This window comes from Burkholderia pulmonis (genome assembly GCF_984667975.1).
Map to the genome: position 1 here is coordinate 2817611 of NZ_OZ480186.1, position 18629 is coordinate 2836239.

The 18629-nt window shown below is 67.5% G+C and carries 16 protein-coding genes; 6 read left to right on the forward strand and 10 right to left on the reverse strand.

The annotated features are described in order from the left end of the window. Positions 1-76: 76 nt before the first annotated feature. The 3 genes from dcd to apbC all read right to left on the reverse strand — a co-directional run bounded on the left by dcd (position 77) and on the right by apbC (position 2602). A complete protein-coding gene (dcd, locus tag AC5LXK_RS13045) occupies positions 77-646 on the reverse strand; it encodes a dCTP deaminase (RefSeq protein WP_493389188.1) in 570 nt (189 codons plus the stop codon). A gap of 194 nt (positions 647-840) precedes the next feature. After that, the gene (sodC, locus tag AC5LXK_RS13050; RefSeq protein WP_493389189.1) at positions 841-1377 is read right to left on the reverse strand and encodes a superoxide dismutase [Cu-Zn]; all 537 of its coding nucleotides are present in this window, start codon (positions 1375-1377) and stop codon (positions 841-843) included. Positions 1378-1510: 133 nt separating this feature from the next. Further along, positions 1511-2602, reverse strand: a complete 1092-nt coding sequence (apbC, locus tag AC5LXK_RS13055) for an iron-sulfur cluster carrier protein ApbC (protein ID WP_493389190.1) — start codon at positions 2600-2602, stop codon at positions 1511-1513. Positions 2603-2953: 351 nt separating this feature from the next. Between apbC and AC5LXK_RS13060 the strand changes: the two genes are divergently transcribed. Further along, on the forward strand, positions 2954-3598 hold the full coding sequence (locus AC5LXK_RS13060; protein WP_493389191.1) for a YiaD family glycine zipper/OmpA-like lipoprotein: 645 nt from the start codon (positions 2954-2956) through the stop codon (positions 3596-3598). A 376-nt stretch (positions 3599-3974) separates the two neighbouring features. Further along, positions 3975-6131 (forward strand): methionine--tRNA ligase, encoded by a 2157-nt coding sequence (gene metG / locus AC5LXK_RS13065; RefSeq protein WP_493389192.1) that lies wholly within the window; start codon positions 3975-3977, stop codon positions 6129-6131. Positions 6132-6216: 85 nt separating this feature from the next. On the opposite strand, the gene AC5LXK_RS13070 is transcribed toward metG, so the two are convergent. The 4 genes from AC5LXK_RS13070 to AC5LXK_RS13085 form a co-directional block, all read right to left on the reverse strand. After that, complete coding sequence (locus AC5LXK_RS13070) at positions 6217-7233, reverse strand: methyltransferase (RefSeq protein ID WP_493389193.1); 1017 nt, start codon at positions 7231-7233, stop codon at positions 6217-6219. Continuing rightward, the gene (locus tag AC5LXK_RS13075; RefSeq protein ID WP_493389194.1) at positions 7230-7952 is read right to left on the reverse strand and encodes a hypothetical protein; all 723 of its coding nucleotides are present in this window, start codon (positions 7950-7952) and stop codon (positions 7230-7232) included. The genes AC5LXK_RS13070 and AC5LXK_RS13075 overlap by 4 nt, the downstream gene beginning before the upstream one ends. A gap of 271 nt (positions 7953-8223) precedes the next feature. Beyond that, the gene (locus tag AC5LXK_RS13080; RefSeq protein WP_493389195.1) at positions 8224-12258 is read right to left on the reverse strand and encodes a translocation/assembly module TamB domain-containing protein; all 4035 of its coding nucleotides are present in this window, start codon (positions 12256-12258) and stop codon (positions 8224-8226) included. 28 nt (positions 12259-12286) lie between these two features. Next, a complete protein-coding gene (locus AC5LXK_RS13085; protein WP_493389196.1) occupies positions 12287-14101 on the reverse strand; it encodes an autotransporter assembly complex protein TamA in 1815 nt (604 codons plus the stop codon). 249 nt (positions 14102-14350) lie between these two features. On the opposite strand from AC5LXK_RS13085, the gene AC5LXK_RS13090 reads away from it, so the two are divergent. The 4 genes from AC5LXK_RS13090 to panD all read left to right on the forward strand — a co-directional run bounded on the left by AC5LXK_RS13090 (position 14351) and on the right by panD (position 16946). Then, a complete protein-coding gene (locus AC5LXK_RS13090) occupies positions 14351-14539 on the forward strand; it encodes a DUF3460 family protein (RefSeq protein ID WP_011352889.1) in 189 nt (62 codons plus the stop codon). Between the two features lie 4 nt (positions 14540-14543). Next, entirely contained in the window at positions 14544-15416 is an 873-nt protein-coding gene (locus AC5LXK_RS13095) for a segregation and condensation protein A (RefSeq protein WP_493389197.1), read from the forward strand. Positions 15417-15675: 259 nt separating this feature from the next. Beyond that, on the forward strand, positions 15676-16515 hold the full coding sequence (panC, locus tag AC5LXK_RS13100) for a pantoate--beta-alanine ligase (protein WP_493389198.1): 840 nt from the start codon (positions 15676-15678) through the stop codon (positions 16513-16515). A 44-nt stretch (positions 16516-16559) separates the two neighbouring features. Then, the gene (gene panD, locus AC5LXK_RS13105) at positions 16560-16946 is read left to right on the forward strand and encodes an aspartate 1-decarboxylase (protein ID WP_031398432.1); all 387 of its coding nucleotides are present in this window, start codon (positions 16560-16562) and stop codon (positions 16944-16946) included. 135 nt (positions 16947-17081) lie between these two features. Here the strand turns inward: panD and AC5LXK_RS13110 are convergent, their stop codons facing one another. The 3 genes from AC5LXK_RS13110 to AC5LXK_RS13120 all read right to left on the reverse strand — a co-directional run bounded on the left by AC5LXK_RS13110 (position 17082) and on the right by AC5LXK_RS13120 (position 18578). Further along, the gene (locus AC5LXK_RS13110; RefSeq protein WP_493389199.1) at positions 17082-17741 is read right to left on the reverse strand and encodes a ParA family protein; all 660 of its coding nucleotides are present in this window, start codon (positions 17739-17741) and stop codon (positions 17082-17084) included. Positions 17742-17878: 137 nt separating this feature from the next. Beyond that, positions 17879-18292, reverse strand: a complete 414-nt coding sequence (locus AC5LXK_RS13115; protein ID WP_493389200.1) for a DoxX family protein — start codon at positions 18290-18292, stop codon at positions 17879-17881. Positions 18293-18440: 148 nt separating this feature from the next. Then, positions 18441-18578 (reverse strand): hypothetical protein, encoded by a 138-nt coding sequence (locus AC5LXK_RS13120; RefSeq protein ID WP_174992953.1) that lies wholly within the window; start codon positions 18576-18578, stop codon positions 18441-18443. Positions 18579-18629 lie beyond the last annotated feature (51 nt).

The following is an 18629-nucleotide window of genomic DNA, read 5'->3' on the forward strand; positions in this document are numbered from 1 at the left end:
ATTCTCCAAAAAGAACGACCGCGGCGCGTCACGCGCAGCGGTCACCCGGAAACTGGTGAGACGTTATGCAACCAGATCAGGTTTTCGGCAGCGTGACACCGCGCTGCCCCTGATATTTGCCGCCGCGATCGGCATACGACACGTCGCACACTTCGTCGCTCTCGAAGAAGAGCACCTGTGCGACGCCTTCGTTCGCGTAGATCTTCGCGGGCAGCGGCGTGGTGTTCGAGAATTCCAGCGTGACGTAGCCTTCCCACTCGGGTTCGAACGGCGTCACGTTGACGATGATCCCGCAGCGCGCATAGGTCGACTTGCCGAGGCAGACCGTCAGCACGGTGCGCGGGATGCGGAAATATTCGACGGTGCGGGCCAGCGCGAACGAGTTCGGCGGGATGATGCACACGTCGCCCTTGAAATCGACAAACGAACCCTCGTCGAAGTTCTTCGGATCGACGATCGTCGAGTTGATGTTCGTGAAGATCTTGAATTCGTCCGCGCAGCGAATGTCGTAGCCGTAGCTCGACGTGCCGTAGCTGACGATCCGGCGGCCGTCCTCGGACGAGCGGACCTGATCGGGCACGAACGGCTCGATCATCTTGTGCTCTTCGGCCATGCGCCGAATCCATTTGTCGGACTTGATGCTCATGCCAGCCTCCGCAGGGCCGTCCCAAGGAGGCTGGCCGTCGCCACGGGCGACAGCGAACAAGGTGAGCGTTGGGGTCGTTTCATATCGGGGCGCCAGGAAACGCTGCGTGACAGTCAGGGAGGGCCGCTCGCGCAAGGCAGCGGCCGGGAAGGCGGACATTTTACGCGATCATCGGCCGGCGCACGCGGCGGCCGTCAACGGATCACGCCGCAGGCCAGCGCCGGCCCCGCGCCATGGTTCGGAAACGCGGGATCGCTCGGGTCGCGGTGCACCAGCGCCGCGCGGTTCATCGCCGAGCGCACGCCATCGAGGGCCAGATCGGGCGCGACAATGAAGCCGGCCGCGACGCCGTTCGCATCCGCGTGGATGTTGCCGAGGTCGCCGGCGACGCGCGCGCCGGCGCGCAGCCGGTCGGCCGCCGGCGCGAACACCTGGCCGGCGCTCGAGCCGTCGCCCGCGTTGCAGTCGCCGCGCTCGTGCACTTGCAGCGCGTGATCGCTGTTCGGCGGCAGGCCGACCAGGTTGTAGGTCACCTGCACGCCGTCCGGGCGCTCGACGAACGTCACCGCGCCGCGCGCCTGCGCGCCGACCGTCGGCTGCAGTTGTGCGTCGGCCCGTTTTTCGTGCGACGAGGAAAAGGAGGTACAGCCGGCCAGCAGGCCCAGCGCGGCGGCGGCCAGCAGCGCGCGCTGCGCGCGGCCGGCGCGCGCGCCGTGATGTCGTTGTTTCATTCGATCCTCATGCCGGCTGGCGGCCGTTTGACACGACGGCCGCGCCGGGCGGGTAAAGGGACCCGGGAAAAGTCGCCATGATACCGCGCCTCGCGGCGCCGTAAACAGCGTAAGGCCCCGCCCCGCAAGGGTTTTACGTATTTTGAACAACGATCGACGGGAACTTCGACGTCATGTCGCGCGATCGCTCGGCAATCGCCAGCGCCACGCCGCGCGCGATGTCGCGATAACGACGCGCGAGCGCACCGTCGGGATCGGCCGCGACCGTCGGCGTGCCGCTGTCGGCCCGCTCGCGGATCGCGATGTCGAGCGGCAGGCTGCCGAGCACGTTCACGTCGTAATCCTTGGCCATCCGCTCGGCGCCGCCGGCGCCGAAGATGTGCTCCTCGTGGCCGCAGTTCGAGCAGATGTGGATGCTCATGTTCTCGACGATGCCGAGGATCGGGATCCCGACCTTCTCGAACATCTTCAGGCCCTTCTTCGCATCCAGCAGCGCGATGTCCTGCGGCGTCGTGACGATCACCGCGCCGGTGACCGGCACGCGCTGCGCGAGCGTGAGCTGGATGTCGCCCGTGCCGGGCGGCATGTCGACGATCAGGTAGTCGAGCTCGCGCCAGTTGGTCTGGCGCAGCAGCTGTTCGAGCGCCGACGTCGCCATCGGGCCGCGCCACACCATCGGGTTGTCTTCCTCGATCAGGAAGCCGATCGAGTTCGCCTGCAGCCCGTGGCCGACGAGCGGGTTCATCGACTGGTTGTCGGGCGACTCGGGGCGCTGGCCGTGGATGCCCAGCATCGTCGGCAGCGACGGACCGTAGATGTCGGCGTCGAGGATGCCGACCGACGCGCCTTCCGCGGCCAGCGCGAGCGCGAGGTTCACGGCCGTCGTGCTCTTGCCGACGCCGCCCTTGCCCGACGCGACCGCGACGATGTTCTTCACGTTCGGCAACAGCTTCACGCCACGCTGCACCGTGTGCGCGACGATGTCCTGCGACACGGTGACGCGCGCTTCGCGCACGCCCGGCACCGCCTGGAGCGCCGTGGCGATGCGCGCACGCACGTCGTCGTGCTGGCTGCGCGCGGGATAACCGAGCACCACCTCGAGCGCCACGACATCGCCGTCGATCGCGACGTTGCGCACGCCCTTGTTCGCCGCATACGGGCGGTCGGTATTGGGGTCGACGACTGCCGCCAGCGCGGCGTCGACTTGTGCCCGGTCAATGCTCATTGAAACTCCGTGAAAACGTTTTTCTCGCGCGCAAACGTCAAAAAATATCAAATTACGCTGCGAAAATCGGGAAAAGTGAAAGAATCTGTTGCACGCCATTGCGCGAACGCACGACCCGGCGCACTCTTCGCGTGCGGCACGCTATAGGGCCAAATCGGCCACATACCGCCTATATTGTAGAGGCTGACGCGTCGCGCTGTCCGAACAGCCACGCTGACGGACAGGGCATGCGGCCGCCTCGGCGGCTGCCGCGAGCGCAGGCCTGCCCGCCTTTTTCGGGCGGCCCGCGCAGGGAGCCGTAACTGTTGTTGTCGTCGTTGTCGACTCGTTCAACCAAGAGAGGAATCCAAGATGAACATGAAAATCGCGACCCGCTTGTCCGTCTTCGCATTGGCCGGCGCACTGCTGGCAGGCTGCGCCACGCAGCAAGGCAACAATACGGCCGTCGGTACCGGCACGGGTGCGGCGCTGGGCGCAGGCATCGGCGCGCTGGCGGGCGGTGGCAAGGGCGCTGCGATCGGCGCAGGCGTCGGCGCACTGGTCGGTGGCGTGACGGGCTACAACTGGCAAGCGATCAAGAACAAGCTCGCGCCGTCGGCAGCGAAGACGGGCACGCAGGTCACCGAACAGCCGGACGGCTCGCTGAAGCTGAACGTGCCGAGCTCGGTCACGTTCGCGACGAACCAGTACGCAATCACGCCGGCCTTCACGCCGCTGCTGAACGACCTGGCCACGACGCTGAACCAGAACCCGCAAGTGACGGCTTCGATCGTCGGCTACACGGACAGCACCGGTTCGGCACAGCTGAACCAGACGCTGTCGCAGAACCGCGCGCAAAGCGTCGTGAACGCACTCGCGCAGCGTGGCGTGAACGGCGGCCGCCTGTCGGCCCAAGGCATGGGCGCGTCGAACCCGATCGCGGACAACGCGACCGAAGCCGGCCGCGCACAGAACCGCCGCGTCGAAATCTACCTGCGCGCATCCCAGGCGCAGTAAGCACGCGACGAGGAGAATGCGCGGGCTGCGCTGCCCGCGCAGCGCCGCCGGACAAGGCTTTCGGCGGCGCCGGTAACAAATCGAAAAAAATTTCGAACTTCCGCTACAGGCCGCGGTCAGTATTTACGGTACGCGGCTGGTGTTGCCGGCGCGTCACCATTCTCCTCTTGTCGTTGTTGCTCCGGGGCCGTATCCGCCCCGGTTTTTTTTGCCTGCAATATTCGTGCTGCATTGCAGCACAACACCGCCGGGCACATCGCCTGCTCCGCTCCGCCTCCTCTGGCGCCCGGCCCGCGGCGCCCGCGCGCATCGCCGGCGCGCGCCCCTGCTAGAATCGCACTTTCCCGTCGTTTTCCGCTGTTCCTCTACAGACCCTATGTCCGCATCCGACCTCACTTCCGTGCAGGCTGCGGCGCCGCAAGGCGGCCGCCAGATCCTCGTTACGTCCGCACTGCCCTATGCCAACGGGCAGATCCACATCGGCCACCTGGTCGAGTACATCCAGACCGACATCTGGGTGCGGACGCTGCGAATGCACGGCCATGAGGTCTACTACATCGGCGCCGACGACACGCACGGCACGCCGATCATGCTGCGTGCGGAGAAGGAAGGCCTGACGCCGAAGCAGCTGATCGATCGCGTGTGGGCCGAGCACAAGCGCGACTTCGACAGCTTCGGCGTGTCGTTCGACAACTTCTACACGACCGACTCGGACGAGAACCGCGTGCTGAGCGAGAAGATCTACGTCGCGCTGCAGGAAGCCGGCCTGATCGCCGAGCGCGAGATCGAGCAGGCCTACGATCCCGTCAAGGAAATGTTCCTGCCGGACCGCTTCATCAAGGGCGAGTGCCCGAAGTGCCACGCGAAGGACCAGTACGGCGACAACTGCGAAGTGTGCGGCTCGACCTACCTGCCGACCGAACTGCTGAATCCGTATTCGGTCGTGTCGGGCGCGACGCCGGTGCGCAAGACGTCGAAGCACTACTTCTTCCGCCTGTCCGACCCGCGCTGCGAGTCGTTCCTGCGCGAATGGGTGAGCGGCCTTGCGCAGCCCGAAGCGACCAACAAGATGCGCGAATGGCTCGGCGACGCCGGCGAAGCCAAGCTCGCCGACTGGGACATCTCGCGTGACGCGCCGTACTTCGGCTTCGAGATCCCGGGCGCGCCCGGCAAGTACTTCTACGTGTGGCTTGACGCGCCGGTCGGCTACTACGCGAGCTTCAAGAACCTGTGCGACCGCAACGGCGTCGATTTCGACGCGTGGATCCGTCCGGGCTCGAAGGCCGAGCAGTACCACTTCATCGGCAAGGACATCCTGTACTTCCACACGCTGTTCTGGCCCGCGATGCTCGAGTTCTCGGGCCATCGCACGCCGACCAACGTGTTCGCGCACGGCTTCCTGACGGTCGACGGCGCGAAGATGTCGAAGTCGCGCGGCACGTTCATCACCGCGCAGAGCTACATCGACACGGGCCTGAACCCCGAGTGGCTGCGCTACTACTTCGCCGCGAAGCTGAACGCGACGATGGAAGACATCGACCTGAACCTCGACGACTTCCAGGCGCGCGTGAACAGCGACCTCGTCGGCAAGTACGTGAACATCGCGAGCCGCGCGGCCGGTTTCCTGATCAAGCGTTTCGACGGTCGCGTGCAGGACAGCGCGATGAACCACCCGCTCGTCGCGAAGCTGCGCGAAGCGATTCCGCAGATCGCCGCGAACTACGAAGCACGCGAGTACGGCCGCGCACTGCGCCATACGATGGAGCTCGCGGATGAAGTGAACGCGTACGTCGACGGCGCGAAGCCGTGGGATCTCGCGAAGGATCCGGCCAACGCGGTCGCGCTGCACGAAACCTGCAGCGTGAGCCTCGAGTCGTTCCGCCTGCTGTCGCTCGCACTGAAGCCGGTGATGCCGCGCGTGGCCAAAGCCGTCGAGGCGTTCTTCGGGATCGCGCCGCTCGCGTGGGCCGATGCCGCGAAGCCGCTGTCGTCGGCACAGCCGATCAAGGCGTACCAGCACCTGATGACGCGCGTCGATTCGAAGCAGATCGAAGCGCTGCTCGCCGCGAACCGCGATTCGCTGCAGGCCGAGGCAACCGGTGCGGCCGCCGCGAGCGCCAATGCCGCGAAGGACGCGAAGAACAATGCCAAGGCGAACGCGAAGCAGCCCGTCGTGAACGGCGCCGACGATGCACCGATCTCGATCGACGATTTCGCGAAGATCGACCTGCGCATCGCGAAGATCGTCGCGTGCCAGGCCGTCGAAGGCTCGGACAAGCTGCTGCAGCTGACGCTCGATGTAGGCGAGGAAAAGACCCGCAACGTGTTCTCGGGCATCAAGTCCGCGTACCAGCCCGAGCAGCTCGTCGGCAAGCTGACGGTGATGGTCGCGAACCTCGCACCGCGCAAGATGAAGTTCGGCCTGTCCGAAGGGATGGTGCTCGCTGCATCGGCCACCGACGAGAAGTCGGAGCCGGGCCTCTACATCCTCGAACCGCACAGCGGCGCGAAGCCCGGCATGCGCGTGAAGTAAGCCTCACACGCTGCTTGCGAAGAAAAAGCCCCGCACGAATCGTGCGGGGCTTTTTCATTTCCGGGTGTCGCCCCCGCCTGCCTCGTCAAGGCCTGCGGCCCGTCACGAGGCTATGATCGCCGAAACTCGGCACGGTTTCGATCGCCACGAATCCGGCGTCCGCGAGCAAAGCTTCGAGCTCGTGCGCCGAGTACTGCTCGCCCTGCGTCCACCCGAGCATCATCAGGCTGTATGCGGGTGCCGCAAGCGGGCCGCTCTTGTCGTCGTGATAGAGCACTTCGTGCAGCACGATGCGCCCGCCGGACGGCAGCGCATCGAAGCTCTTGCGGGCAAGGAACGCGTTGCGCTCGGCCGGCCAGTCGTGAAAGATGTTCGAATAGAAATGCAGGTCGGCGTCCGGAAACGGATCGCGCCACATGTCGCCAGGATGCAAGGCCACCCGCGCGTGCCACGGCGGCGCGGCAACGAAGTGCGCGGCCAGTTCGCACCCGGTCGGCAGATCGAAGAGTGTCGCGCGCAGCAACGGCCATGCCGCCAGCGCCCCCTTGATGTGCGCGCCGGAACCCCCGCCAACGTCGAGCATGTGCCGGTGTGCGCCGAGATCGATACGCGTCGGCCACACGGGCGCATGCGACGCGCTCAGGCTCTCCATCGCCCGCATGAAGCGCAACCCGAGTTCGACCTGCTGCTCGTGCGAGCGGAAGATGTCCGCATCGCCATATGCGCGCGGTGCGTCGCGTCGCAACGCGGCTTCGAGCCCGGCCACCGAGAACGTATCGGCGTTGTCGTACATCAGATCCCAGAACGCGCCGAAGTACGTCGGGCTCCGTTCGAGCAGCAGGTCCTCGCCGAGCGACGTCAGCACATAACGATCGGCGTCGCGCCGCACGAAACCCAGCGCAACCGCGAGATTCGCCAGCGCCTCGGTCGGCCGGCGCGCCAGCCCGAGCGCGGCGCCGAGTTCCGCAAGGGTCGCTGGCCCGTCGCCGAGGCAGCGGAAGAGGCCGAGCCGATGCGCGATCAGCATCGCGGGCCCGACGAACAGGCCACGGGCGATATCGTATGCGGCGCGGTCGTCGTGACGCGGCAGCGCGGCGCTCATGACAGACTCCGCGCAACGGCAACGGTAGCGGCCCCGGCGGCAGCCGCATCGATCTGCGTCGTCGCTTCGTGCGTCCACGCGGCAAACGCACGAAACACACGATCGACCAGCGCGATGCAGCGCGCGCGGCTGTCTCCGCCCAATGTGATCGACACGCGTTCCGCGTGCTCGCCGTTGCACAGATGGCCCGACTCGAGCGCGAAATGAAATGCCCCGAGATAGCGCGGCTCGCGTCCCGTCTGCGCACGCACCTGCGTGGCCACATGCGTCGTCAGCGAGAACAGCACGTTGCCGGTTTCCTCGATCGCTTCGATGACGGCAAGCCGCTCGACGCCGTCAGCAGCGCCGACGATCGCGCACAGCTCGTACATCAGCAGACGGCTGCGACAGGTTTGCTCGCTCCATAACATGCGCAGCGTATCGGTCAGCGTCGCCGGATCGTTCCAGCCGAGTGTCTCGACATCCTCGAGAAACCACGGCCAATGATGATCGTCCTCGCGCGTATGCGCGTTCACGCGTGCCTGATGCGCGTCGGGCGGCGGCTCCACACGCAGCACGTAGCGGTTCAGGTCGCCGAATGCCATCACGAAGAACATGAAGCCGCGGATGAACTCGAGCCGCACCAGCGGCGGCAGGCGGTCGTTGCGCAATCGGTCGAATAGCGGAAGATTTTCGTAGTCCTGTCTGTTCCGCCTCACATGAGCCAGTACCGCTTCCATCGGCGCGCTCCTGCATGACGCGATCGACGCGGACGTGACGCGACCGGCCGCCGGCTGCGCGCCCGCCGATCATGCCGCCCCGTGCCCATTGCGTATCGTTGACGAAATCGAAACGTCCGCGTGCATTGCACCGAATGCCGGCTCGGCATTGATCACGCGAACGTGATCAATCTAGAAGGATTTGAACGAATGTCAAGGAAGCGTGCACAAACCACACGTGGCGGAATCAATCGGCGCGATGCACGACATCCGCCGCACACCGCGCCCGCCGTCACCGTTGACTGAACCAGCGGTCGAAGCGCCGCGTGTAGTTCAGGTCGACGCCCTGGAACGTACCGCCGTACGCGGACACCGACCAGAAGCGCGTCAGGTTGATCGTCGCCTTGAACGCGTTGGCCGCCGATTGCAGCCCCTGCTCGAAGCCGAGCACGAACCGCTCGTTGATCGCCTTCGACACCAGCACGACCTGCGGATCGGTCAAGCCGACTTCGCTGCGGCCGACCGAGACCTCGTCGAGACCGAAGGTCTGCGCGACGCGCTTGCCGGTCACGCTGCCGAGCAGCCCGAGCGCCGCCGTCATCGCCCCCTGCTGGCCGACGTTGTTGCCCTGGTCGGTGCCGTGCCCGAACAGCAGCCACGACAACTTTTCGTTGTCGGTAACGTTCGGCTCCGACACGAGCTTGACCGTCAGCGACTGGATCGTGCCCGTCACCTGCACACCGGCCTCGACCTCCTGGTTGCGCCGCATCGCGAGGATGTTGACGCCCGGGTTCGACACGGGGCCGTTGAACGTGAAGAAGCCGTTCTCGATCGCCAGCTTGCGGCCGAACGACGTGTACGTCGACCCTTCGGTCACGCGCACGTTGCCGACCGCGCGCAGCGGCACGCCCGGCGCGCTCATCACGGTGATCGTGCCGCGCAGCCCGAGATCCGCGCCGTGGCCCTTGAAGCGGAAGTTGTTGCCGAGACCGATGTCGATGTTCGCGCGCGGCGCGAGCGACGACGCCGGCTTGTCCGCGACCGGCTTCGGCTTCGCAACCGCGGTGCCGGTCGGCGTCTCGCCGCGCACCGTGCCGTCGGGCTGCACGATCACGACGTCGTCGGACAGGTGCGGCGCCGATTGCTCGGGCAGGTCGAACAGCGCGCGGTCGACGACGAACTTGCCGTCGATCGACAGCGCACCGCGCGGCCCGTCGTTCGCGACGGTCGCCTTGCCCGACAGCGACAGCTTGCGGTCCGGCGCCGCGAACAGTTCGAGCTTGTCCGCGACGATGCTCGCGGTCAGGTCGGGCGCCTCGCCATCGAGGCGCACGCGGCCGAGCGCGCGCAGCGTACCGTCGCCGCCGTGGAACTCGACCTGCTGGAATTCGACGAGGTTGTCCGACAGCTTCACGCGCACGATGCCGTCCTTCAGCTGCACGCCCTGGTCGATGAGCGTCGCCGACAGGTCGTCGCCCGTCAGCATCCCCGACAGGTTCGGCTTCACCGGCGTACCGGCGACCGTCAGCTTCAGCGCCGCGCGCCCGCCGAGCAGGTAGCTCGGCCCGAACAGGTTGCCGGTCGTCTTCAGCGCGGGGACGTCGGCGTCGATGCGGCCCGACAGCGCCCCGTCGTTGACGACGCCGAACACGCCGTCGCGCAGCGCGAACGGCACCGTGACGTTCGCGTCGAGCGTGCCGATCCGGCTCGCCTTCGCGAGCGCGGTCACGTTGAGCCGGTTGCCGGGCGTGAAGTTCGCGCGCGCGGACAGGTCGGTCAGTCCGAGCGACGCGATGCCGCGGCCGCTCTCGATCGTCACGTCGCCGCCGCGGCGCTTCACCTGCACGTAACCCGTCGCGTTCGCGCCGAGCGAGAAATCCCAGTCGGCATCGAGCACGACGTCGGTCCGCACCGGCGGCCGCTGGCCGGTCAGTTCCTGGCGAACCTCGAAGAAGCGTGCGACCGACGCGCCGCTGACGGAACCCGCCGAGCGCATCTGGCCATGATCGAACACGAACGACTTCAGGTCGATCGCCGCGCCTTCGAGCGTGAGCCGCGTCGCGCCGAGCGTCACGCGGCCCGCGCCGGCCGACACCGTCAGCGGCGCCTGCAGCGCGACATTCGGCGTGCCGCGGTTCGCGAGGCGCGTGACGGTGCCGTCCCAGCGCATCCCGTCGCGGCTCTCGACCACGCCGCCGTTCGCCGCGAGCGTCACGTCGATCACGCGGCCGCCGGCCATCCCGAGCGCCGATGCGTCGAGCGTGTGCTTCGCGCGCGTGCCGTCGAGGTTCGCGCGCAACGATTTCAGCTTCAGCGAGCCGAGCGCGATGTCGGACGCGTCGGCCGTGAACACGAGCGCGCCGTGGGCGCCGTCGCGAATGTCCGCGCGGCCCTGTGCGGTGCCGATCCGGTTCGAGCCGACGACGACGTGCTCGGCCTTGTAGGTGGCCGTCACGTTCGGATGCGCGAAGCTGCCGGTCAGGTCGCCCTGCGCCTGCACGAGCCCTTCGACGCCGAAGCCGAGCCGGTCGAGCTGCGGTGCATCGACGACGAAGCGCAACCGGTCGCCGGGCGCGCCGAAGCTGCCGCGCAAATCGACGTGGTTGCCCGCGATCGACAGGTTCGCGTTGCTCGGCAGGATCCGCGAGCCTGCGAGCTGCACAACGCCGGCGCCCGTCAACGGCACGCCGTCGTACAGACTGTCGCCGAGCTTGAACGTCGCCTTCGTCGTGACCTGCGGCGCGAACGCGCCCGACGCCGTCAGCGTGCCCGACACGCGCGTCTCGCCGCGCTTGGCCGGTGCCTTGGCGGCCGCCTTGCCGCCGCCCGCCTTCGGTGCATTCATCGCGGCGAGCAGCAGCGGATCGAACGCGGTCAGCGTCGCCTTCGCGTCGTAGCTCGAATGCGCGTCATGGCGGAACACGCCCGTCAGGTCGATACGCCCCTTGCCCGCCGTCACGCGCGCGTCGGTCAGCACGGTCTGCTGCGCCGTCAGCGCAACCTTCGCGCGTGCGCCGAGTGCAAGCTTCGGGTCGTTGAGGTTGAAGTCGACGGTCGTCACGTCACCTGCGAGCGTCACACCGAGCGGGCCGCCGAGGCGCATCGGCCGCAGCTCCGCAACGAACGCGTTCAGGTCGAGGTTCGCGACCTTCAGGTCGAAGCGGCCCTTGCCGCCCGTGAGCGTGCCGCTGCCGGTCACGTTGCCGTCGCGGATCAGCTTCAGCGCGAGATCGTCGATCCGTTGCGCGTGCGCGTCGAGATGCACGTTCGCATGCGCGTCGATCACCGGCAGCAGGTGGTCGCCGAGCGTGCCGGGTTTCGCGTTGACGATCGACACGGGGCCCGTCACCGCAAAACCCTTCGCGGGCGCCGCGCCGGCCGGCGCCGTCACCGGCGCAAGTTCCGCACGTACCGCGAGATCGGCTGCCGGCGCGCCGGGCGAAAGTGCCTGCGGGTTCACGTGATCGAACGCGAGCGACGCGCGCGTGAGCGGCACCGCGCCGAATGGCGCGGCCTCGACGTGCGCGCGCCCGTTCAGCTTCATCCCGCTCGCGTCGACATCGGCGACGAGCGCCTCGAGCGAACCCGACACACGGGCCCGCGCGTCGACCGGCTCGTCGGACAGTTTGCCCGCGTAGGTGGCTTCGCCCGTCAGCGCGAACGGTTTCACGCCGTCGAGCTTCGCGCGCGCGGTCAGCGCACCGAACGACGTATCGACGCCGTCGAGCACGAGTTCATGGTGACGGCCGTCGCTGCGGCCGTTCAGCGCGAGGTGGTCGAGCTGCGTCGTCGAGCCGCCGTCGTGGATCGCGAGGTGATCCACGCGCAGGTCGTCGATCCGCAACTGCAGCGGCAAGCTCAGGTCCTGCGGCGTCGTGCTCGGCGTCGACGGTCCCGGCGCGATCCGCACGTCGATCGTGCCGGCGCGAAGGTAGGCGATCGACAGCCGCCACGGCGCACGCGTCAGCGCCCAGCGCCCGTCGAGCCGGTCGATGCGGACCTCGGTGCCCGAGCCGTCGGGGCTCGTCCACGCGAAGCCGCGCAGCCGCACGCCGGTCGCGAGCGAGCCGCCGTCGAGCGTGCCCGCAAGCCGTTTGCCGAGCACGTGCCCGGCCACCTGCCACGCGAGCCGCGTGCCGCGCTCGGTCGTCACCGCACCCAGCACGAGCCCTGCCGCCAGCACGACGAGCAGCACCACCGTCGCGAGCGTCCACGCGGCGACGCGCACCGCCCGGCCGCGGCGCGGCGCGCGCGGCGGCGTGTCGGGCGCGCCGTCGGGCGAGTCCGGATCGTGAGGCGGCGGCGTGTCGTTCGGGTCCTTCGTCATGCGGTTCGTCGTCGATGAAGCAGTACGGTCAGAAAGCGATGCCGAGCGTCAGGTACGGGCGCACGCTATGGTTGCGCAACCCGTACGCGACGTCGACGTTGATCGGGCCGACGGGGCTGCGCCAGCGCGCGCCGACGCCGACACCCGGGTAGAACACGCGCTCGCCCCACGCATCGGTCGCGGTGCCGATGTCGAAGAACGTCGCGGCGCCCCAGTCGCGGTTGAACCAGTGCTGATATTCGGCCGTGCCCGTCATCAGGTACTTGGTCGGCAGCACCGAGCCGTCGACGCTGTTACCGATGCTCTGGTAGCCGTAGCCGCGCACCGAATTCGAGCCGCCCGCGCGGAACAGCAGCGATGCCGGCACACCGGTCGAACTGCCGCCCGTAAACACGCCGCCGAGCTCCGCGCGGAACACGAACAGGTCGCGCTTGCCGACCGGCAGGTACTGCTGGCCGCGCGCGTAGCCGCGAACGAAGGTCTGGTCGGTCAGCAGGCCCTTGACCGCGAAGCCGGCCTCCGCGTGAATCAGGTTGCCCGAGCGCGGGAACAGCGGATCGTCGACGTTGCGGCGCGTCCACGCCCATTGCGGCACGAGTGCGCGGCTCGTGGTCGGCCCGGCGCCGTTCTGGTCGAGCCGGTCCTGGTAGAACATCAGCGAATACGAATAGTCGATGAACTGGCCGGTGCGCGTGCGCTGCGCGCCGATCCGCGCGCTGTAGATGCGCGTGTCCGACACGTTGGTGTTCGTGTACGACGCGAGCACGCTGTTGGTCCAGCCCTTCTCGCCCGGCGGCATCGACAGCTGGACCTGCCCGTACTGCTGGATCTGGTCGAGCCGGCCCGATACGGTCAGCGGCCACGCGGCGCCGAACGTGTCGAGATACGTATAGGAGCCCTGCACGTGCGGCCCGGTATCCGTGGCAAAACCCACGCCGCCACGGATGTTGTTGTACGGGAACTCGCTGACCTTCACGTGCACGGGCGTGCGCTCGGGCTTCGACGTATCGTCGCCGACGTCGATCGCGACACTCGCGTAGTACGGCGTGTTCTGCAACTGCCGCTGCAATTCGGCGATCCGCTGCACGTCGTAGATCTCGCCTTCCGACAGCGGATTGACGTTCGTGACGATCTTCTCCGGATAGCGACGCACGCCCTCGACGTCGACCTTGCCGATCGTGAACGTCGGGCCGCTGTCGAACGTCACCGCGAGCGTCGCGCGCTGCGTACGCGGATCGATGCGGGCCTCGGACGACACGATCTTCGCGCCGATATAACGGCGCGACTGCAGCTGCTTGAGCGCCGCGCCCTTCGCACCGTCCCAGTCGGACTGCGTGAACGGGTCGCCCGGCTTCAGCGAAAAGGCGAACCGGGTCGCGGCCTCCTGCTTCGGATCCTCGGTGTCGACGGGCCCCTTGAACGTCAGGTCGACCGTCGACACGACGGTCTGCTTGCCGGGATCGACCGCGATGCGCACGTCGCGCTTGCCGTCGCGCGTGCGCACGTCGGTGCGCACGACCGGCGAGAAATAGCCGGCCGTCGCGGTCAGGTCACGCACCTGTTGCGGTGTGGCGGTCACGAGGAAGTCGAACTGGTCGTCGCTGATGTCGTCGCGCTTCGCGAAGCGCGCGATATCGAGATGCGTCTTGAGGAGCGTGCGGATCGAGCGCGGCGCGTCGATGTCGACGTCGTACTTCGCATGGGCCGGCAGCGCGAAGAACGCGGCGAGGCAACCCGCCAGGGCCGTCCGAGCGACACGGGCCGCGACGCCGGCGCGATCGCGTACCGCGCGCGGGCCCGCGTCGTGCATCGTGTGTGCTTGCTGGTTCGACTGCCCCGCCAAATATGACCTCGCCGTCCTGGATTGTTACGGTTTCGTGGAAAACCCTGTATTTGACCACAGGGTACGGGCGTGACAGCCAAACGATTGTGAAAGAGTGCCAGCTCCCGGCAATACGGCCACGGGACGCGTGCCGGCACCGCGCCAGCCGATTCGACGCGCGATTGGCGCCGGCTGTTCCCCGCGATGCGGTAAAATCCCGCCATCGAGAATCCGGCGCATCGTGCGCCGCCCGAAACGGAAGATCCAGCCATGCCGTACCAGTCCGACGTCACGCAGTTCCTGAACCAGCTCAAGCAACAGAAGCCGACGCTCGAAGACGAGCAGCGCAAGGGCCGTTCCCTGCTGTGGGACAAGCAGCCGATCGACCTCGAAGAACGCGCCGAGCAGCAGGAATCGCGCGTGAAGCAAACGTCTTACGTCTACTACCAGAACTTCTGACGACGTGAGCGCCGCCGACGAGGCCAGCGCCGCCCGGCAGGACGACGCGATCGCCGCGCCCGCGGGCGCGGATTCGACGCCCGACACGGTCGACGGTGTCGCGGCGTTCGCTCGCCTGTACGGCGAGCCGCTCTTCAAGCTCCCGCAGGATCTCTACATCCCGCCCGATGCGCTCGAGATTTTCCTCGAGACGTTCGAAGGCCCGCTCGACCTGCTGCTGTACCTGATCCGCAAGCAGAACTTCAACGTGCTCGACATCCCGATGGCGCAGGTCACCGCGCAATATCTGGGCTACGTCGACCAGATCCGCGAGTCGAACCTCGAGCTGGCGGCCGAGTACCTGCTGATGGCCGCGATGCTGATCGAGATCAAGTCGCGGATGCTGCTGCCGGTCAAGAAGGCCGACACCGGCGAGGAAGCCGAGGATCCACGCGCCGAACTCGTGCGCCGGCTGCTCGAATACGAACAGATGAAGCTCGCCGCGCAGCGGCTCGACCGGTTGCCGCAACTCGGCCGCGATTTCCTGCGCGCCGACGTGTACATCGAGCAAAGCGTCACGCCGCGCTTTCCCGACGTGAATTCGGACGACCTGCGCGCCGCATGGGCCGACGTGCTCAAGCGCGCGAAGCTCGTCCAGCACCACAAGATCTCCCGCGAGGAGCTGTCGGTGCGCGAACACATGAGCCTGATCCTGCGCCGGCTGCAGAACGCGCGCTTCATGGAGTTCGCCGACCTGTTCGACACGTCGCGCGGCGTGCCGGTCGTCGTCGTGAACTTCATCGCGATGCTCGAGCTCGCGCGCGAATCGCTCCTCGAGATCACGCAGGCCGAGCCGTTCGCGCCGATCTACGTGCGCCTCGCATACCTGCCCGCGTAAAACCCGCCCCCGCCGCTTCCGGTTCCCGGCTCCCCCTGACGCCCGCCGCTTCATCGCGGCGGATGGCCGTCAGGCAGGTTTCCGGCACGCCCGAATAAAAAGTGAACGATCGTTCTTTTATCGATGCGTCCGGCGGCCAAATCCTCTACAATCCGCCGACGCCCGATGCGCCGCCCGCGCGCCGACGTTCTCCGCTTCGACCCCGACGCCGCTGCTGCGGCGCCAACGCGCGCATGCGCGAGGAACCCGCTACCCGATCATGAAAGTCATCAGCTCGATCCATGAACTGCGCGACCAGCTGCGCGGACAGAACCGCACGGCGTTCGTGCCGACGATGGGCAACCTGCACGAAGGGCACCTGTCGCTGATGCGCCTCGCGCGCCAGCACGGCGACCCGGTCGTGGCGAGCATTTTCGTCAACCGGCTGCAGTTCGGCCCGAACGAGGATTTCGACAAGTATCCGCGCACGCTGCAGGACGATATCGAGAAGCTGCAGAAGGAAAACGTGTACGTGCTGTTCGCGCCGACCGAGCGCGACATGTACCCCGAGCCGCAGGAATACCGCGTGTTGCCGCCGGACGATCTCGGCGGCATCCTCGAAGGCGAGTTCCGGCCCGGCTTCTTCACCGGCGTGTGCACGGTCGTGTCGAAGCTGATGGCCTGCGTGCAGCCGCGCGTCGCCGTGTTCGGCAAGAAGGATTACCAGCAGCTGATGATCGTGCGCCGCATGTGCCAGCAACTCGCGCTGCCGGTCGACATCATCGCCGCCGAAACCGTGCGCGACGAGGACGGCCTCGCGCTGTCGTCGCGCAACCGCTACCTGTCGACCGACGAGCGCAAGGAAGCGCCCGAGCTCGCGAAGACGCTGCAGCGCATGCGCGAAAGCGTGCTCGCCGGCGAGCGCGACCTCGGCAAGCTCGAGCAGCAGGCCCGCACGCACCTGGCCGATCGCGGCTGGGCGCCCGACTACCTGTCGATCCGCCGTCGCGCGAACCTGATCGCACCGAGCGCCGCCGAACTCGAAGCCGGCGAGCCGCTCGTCGTGCTCGCGGCCGCGAAGCTCGGCCCGACGCGCCTCATCGACAACCTGGAAATCTGACGGGCGGCCCGCCCGCGCCTCTCACGACGCATCACGGAGACACCATGCAGCGCCACATGCTCAAATCGAAGATCCACCGTGCGGCGGTCACGCACTGCGAACTGCACTACGAAGGTTCGTGCGCGATCGACGAAGACTTGCTCGAAGCCTCGAACATCGTCGAAAACGAACGGATCGACATCTGGAACATCAACAACGGCGAGCGGTTCTCGACGTACGCGATCAAGGGCGAGCGCGGCAGCGGGATGATCTCGCTGAACGGCTCGGCCGCGCGTCGTGCGCAGCTCGGCGACCTCGTGATCATCGCGGCATTCGCGATGGTCGACGAAGCCGAACTGCAGGCCGGCTGGAAGCCGAAGCTCGTGTTCATCGACGACGGCAACAAGATCAAGGGGCACCGCGATCACGTGCCGACGCAGAACTGGACGTAACCTGACCGACTCGCCGCCCGCGTGCCCTGGCGCGCAGGTGCGGCGAAGCGGCAGGCGACCGGAGGGCCGGATTCCGTACACCACGGGATCCGGCCCTTTCTCATCGGGTCTCGCGCCGGCCCGGCGGCCGCGCGCTCAGGATGCCTTCGCGGCCTTCTCCGCCTTCGGCGCGCGGCGCTCGGCCCATTCGACGATCGGCCGCCACTGTTCGAGATCCTTCTCGACACGGCTCTTCGCGACGTCCCACAGCGTCAGGCCGTGCGCGGCGATCTGCACGTAGTTCTGCGTATCGCGCACGTAGCCGAGCACCGGCAGGCCGAGCCCTTCGACGAAGCGGTGCAGCTGGTCGGACGAGCGCGTGCGCGCATCGACCCGCATCCCGACGATCCCGACCTCGACGCTGCCCTTGCGCACGGCCTTCTCGCCGGCGAGGCGCTCCAGAAACTGCTGGGTCGCGAGAATATCGAACATCGACGGCTGAAGCGGCACGATCACCTTGTCGGCCAGTTGCAGCGCGACGTTGAGCCGCGTGCCGTGCAGGCCGGCCGGCGTGTCGATCACCGCATATTCGAGGCCGCGTGGCGGCTTCGACGGCGCATCCGGGTCGAGATCCCATGCCTCGATCGGCGGCAAGCCGGCCGGCCGCAGATCGAGCCATGCATGCGCGGACTGCTGCCGGTCCAGGTCGGCCAGCGCGACCCAGGCGCCCTGCGCCGCGAAGTAGCCGGCCAGATTGGTGGACAGCGTGCTCTTCCCCACGCCGCCCTTCGGATTCGCCACCACGATCACCGTCATGAATTCCCCCGAAAAAGCCACGCGGCGCCGGCCGCATGGCAGGCGCCGCTCGATTGCGGATACAGGGAGCGATGATATCGGCAAACGGGGGGTCACCGGAACGGGTTGCGCCGGGCCGCGCGCCGCTTTCGGCTGCCTTACGCGTGCCGGACCGCAGCCTCGCGCGCGCCGATCGCGAACGCGCCGCCGCCCAGCAGCGCCTGCACGGCCAGCGTGACGGCCCAGAACGCCGGATATTCCCAGCCGCCGTTCGGCGACGAGAAACTCCAGCCGTTCGGCAGATGCGCGGCGGTCGCGCCGAGCATGAACGGCAGCAGCACGAGCGCGGCGACGCGCACGCGGAAGCCCGCGAGCAGCGCCAGACCGCCCGCCAGTTCGACGGCCGTCGTCAGGTACGCGAGCCAGCCCGGCAGGCCGATCGACGCGAAGAACTGCGCAGTGCCCGGCAGCGTGAAGACGAACACCTTCTGCGCGACGTGCGCGAGGTACAGCACGCCGAGTGCGACGCGCAGCAGCGTCGCGGCGAAATCGTTGAGACGATCGGGGTTCATGGCGGATTCCTTCAAGAGTGGATGGGGATGGATCGCACTCTATTCGAATCGATCACGCCGATAAATACGTCAATCCGCTTTAATTGATTCCCTAACGGAAATAATCAAGTCAAAAAAAGGGCATGACCGATCATGCCCTGCATCCTGCTCAGTAACCGCTCTTGCCTTGTGTGGCGTCGCCCGAACCGGACTGGCCGCCCGGCGCGTACGAATCGCACGCGTGCGCCACCGCCGACGCGCCCAGCAGCGCCGCGAGCAGCACGCTCCACCACCATCGAGCCTTCATCGTCGCACTCCTTCGGGCGGACCTCCACCCTCCTCTGTTGTACGCGATCGG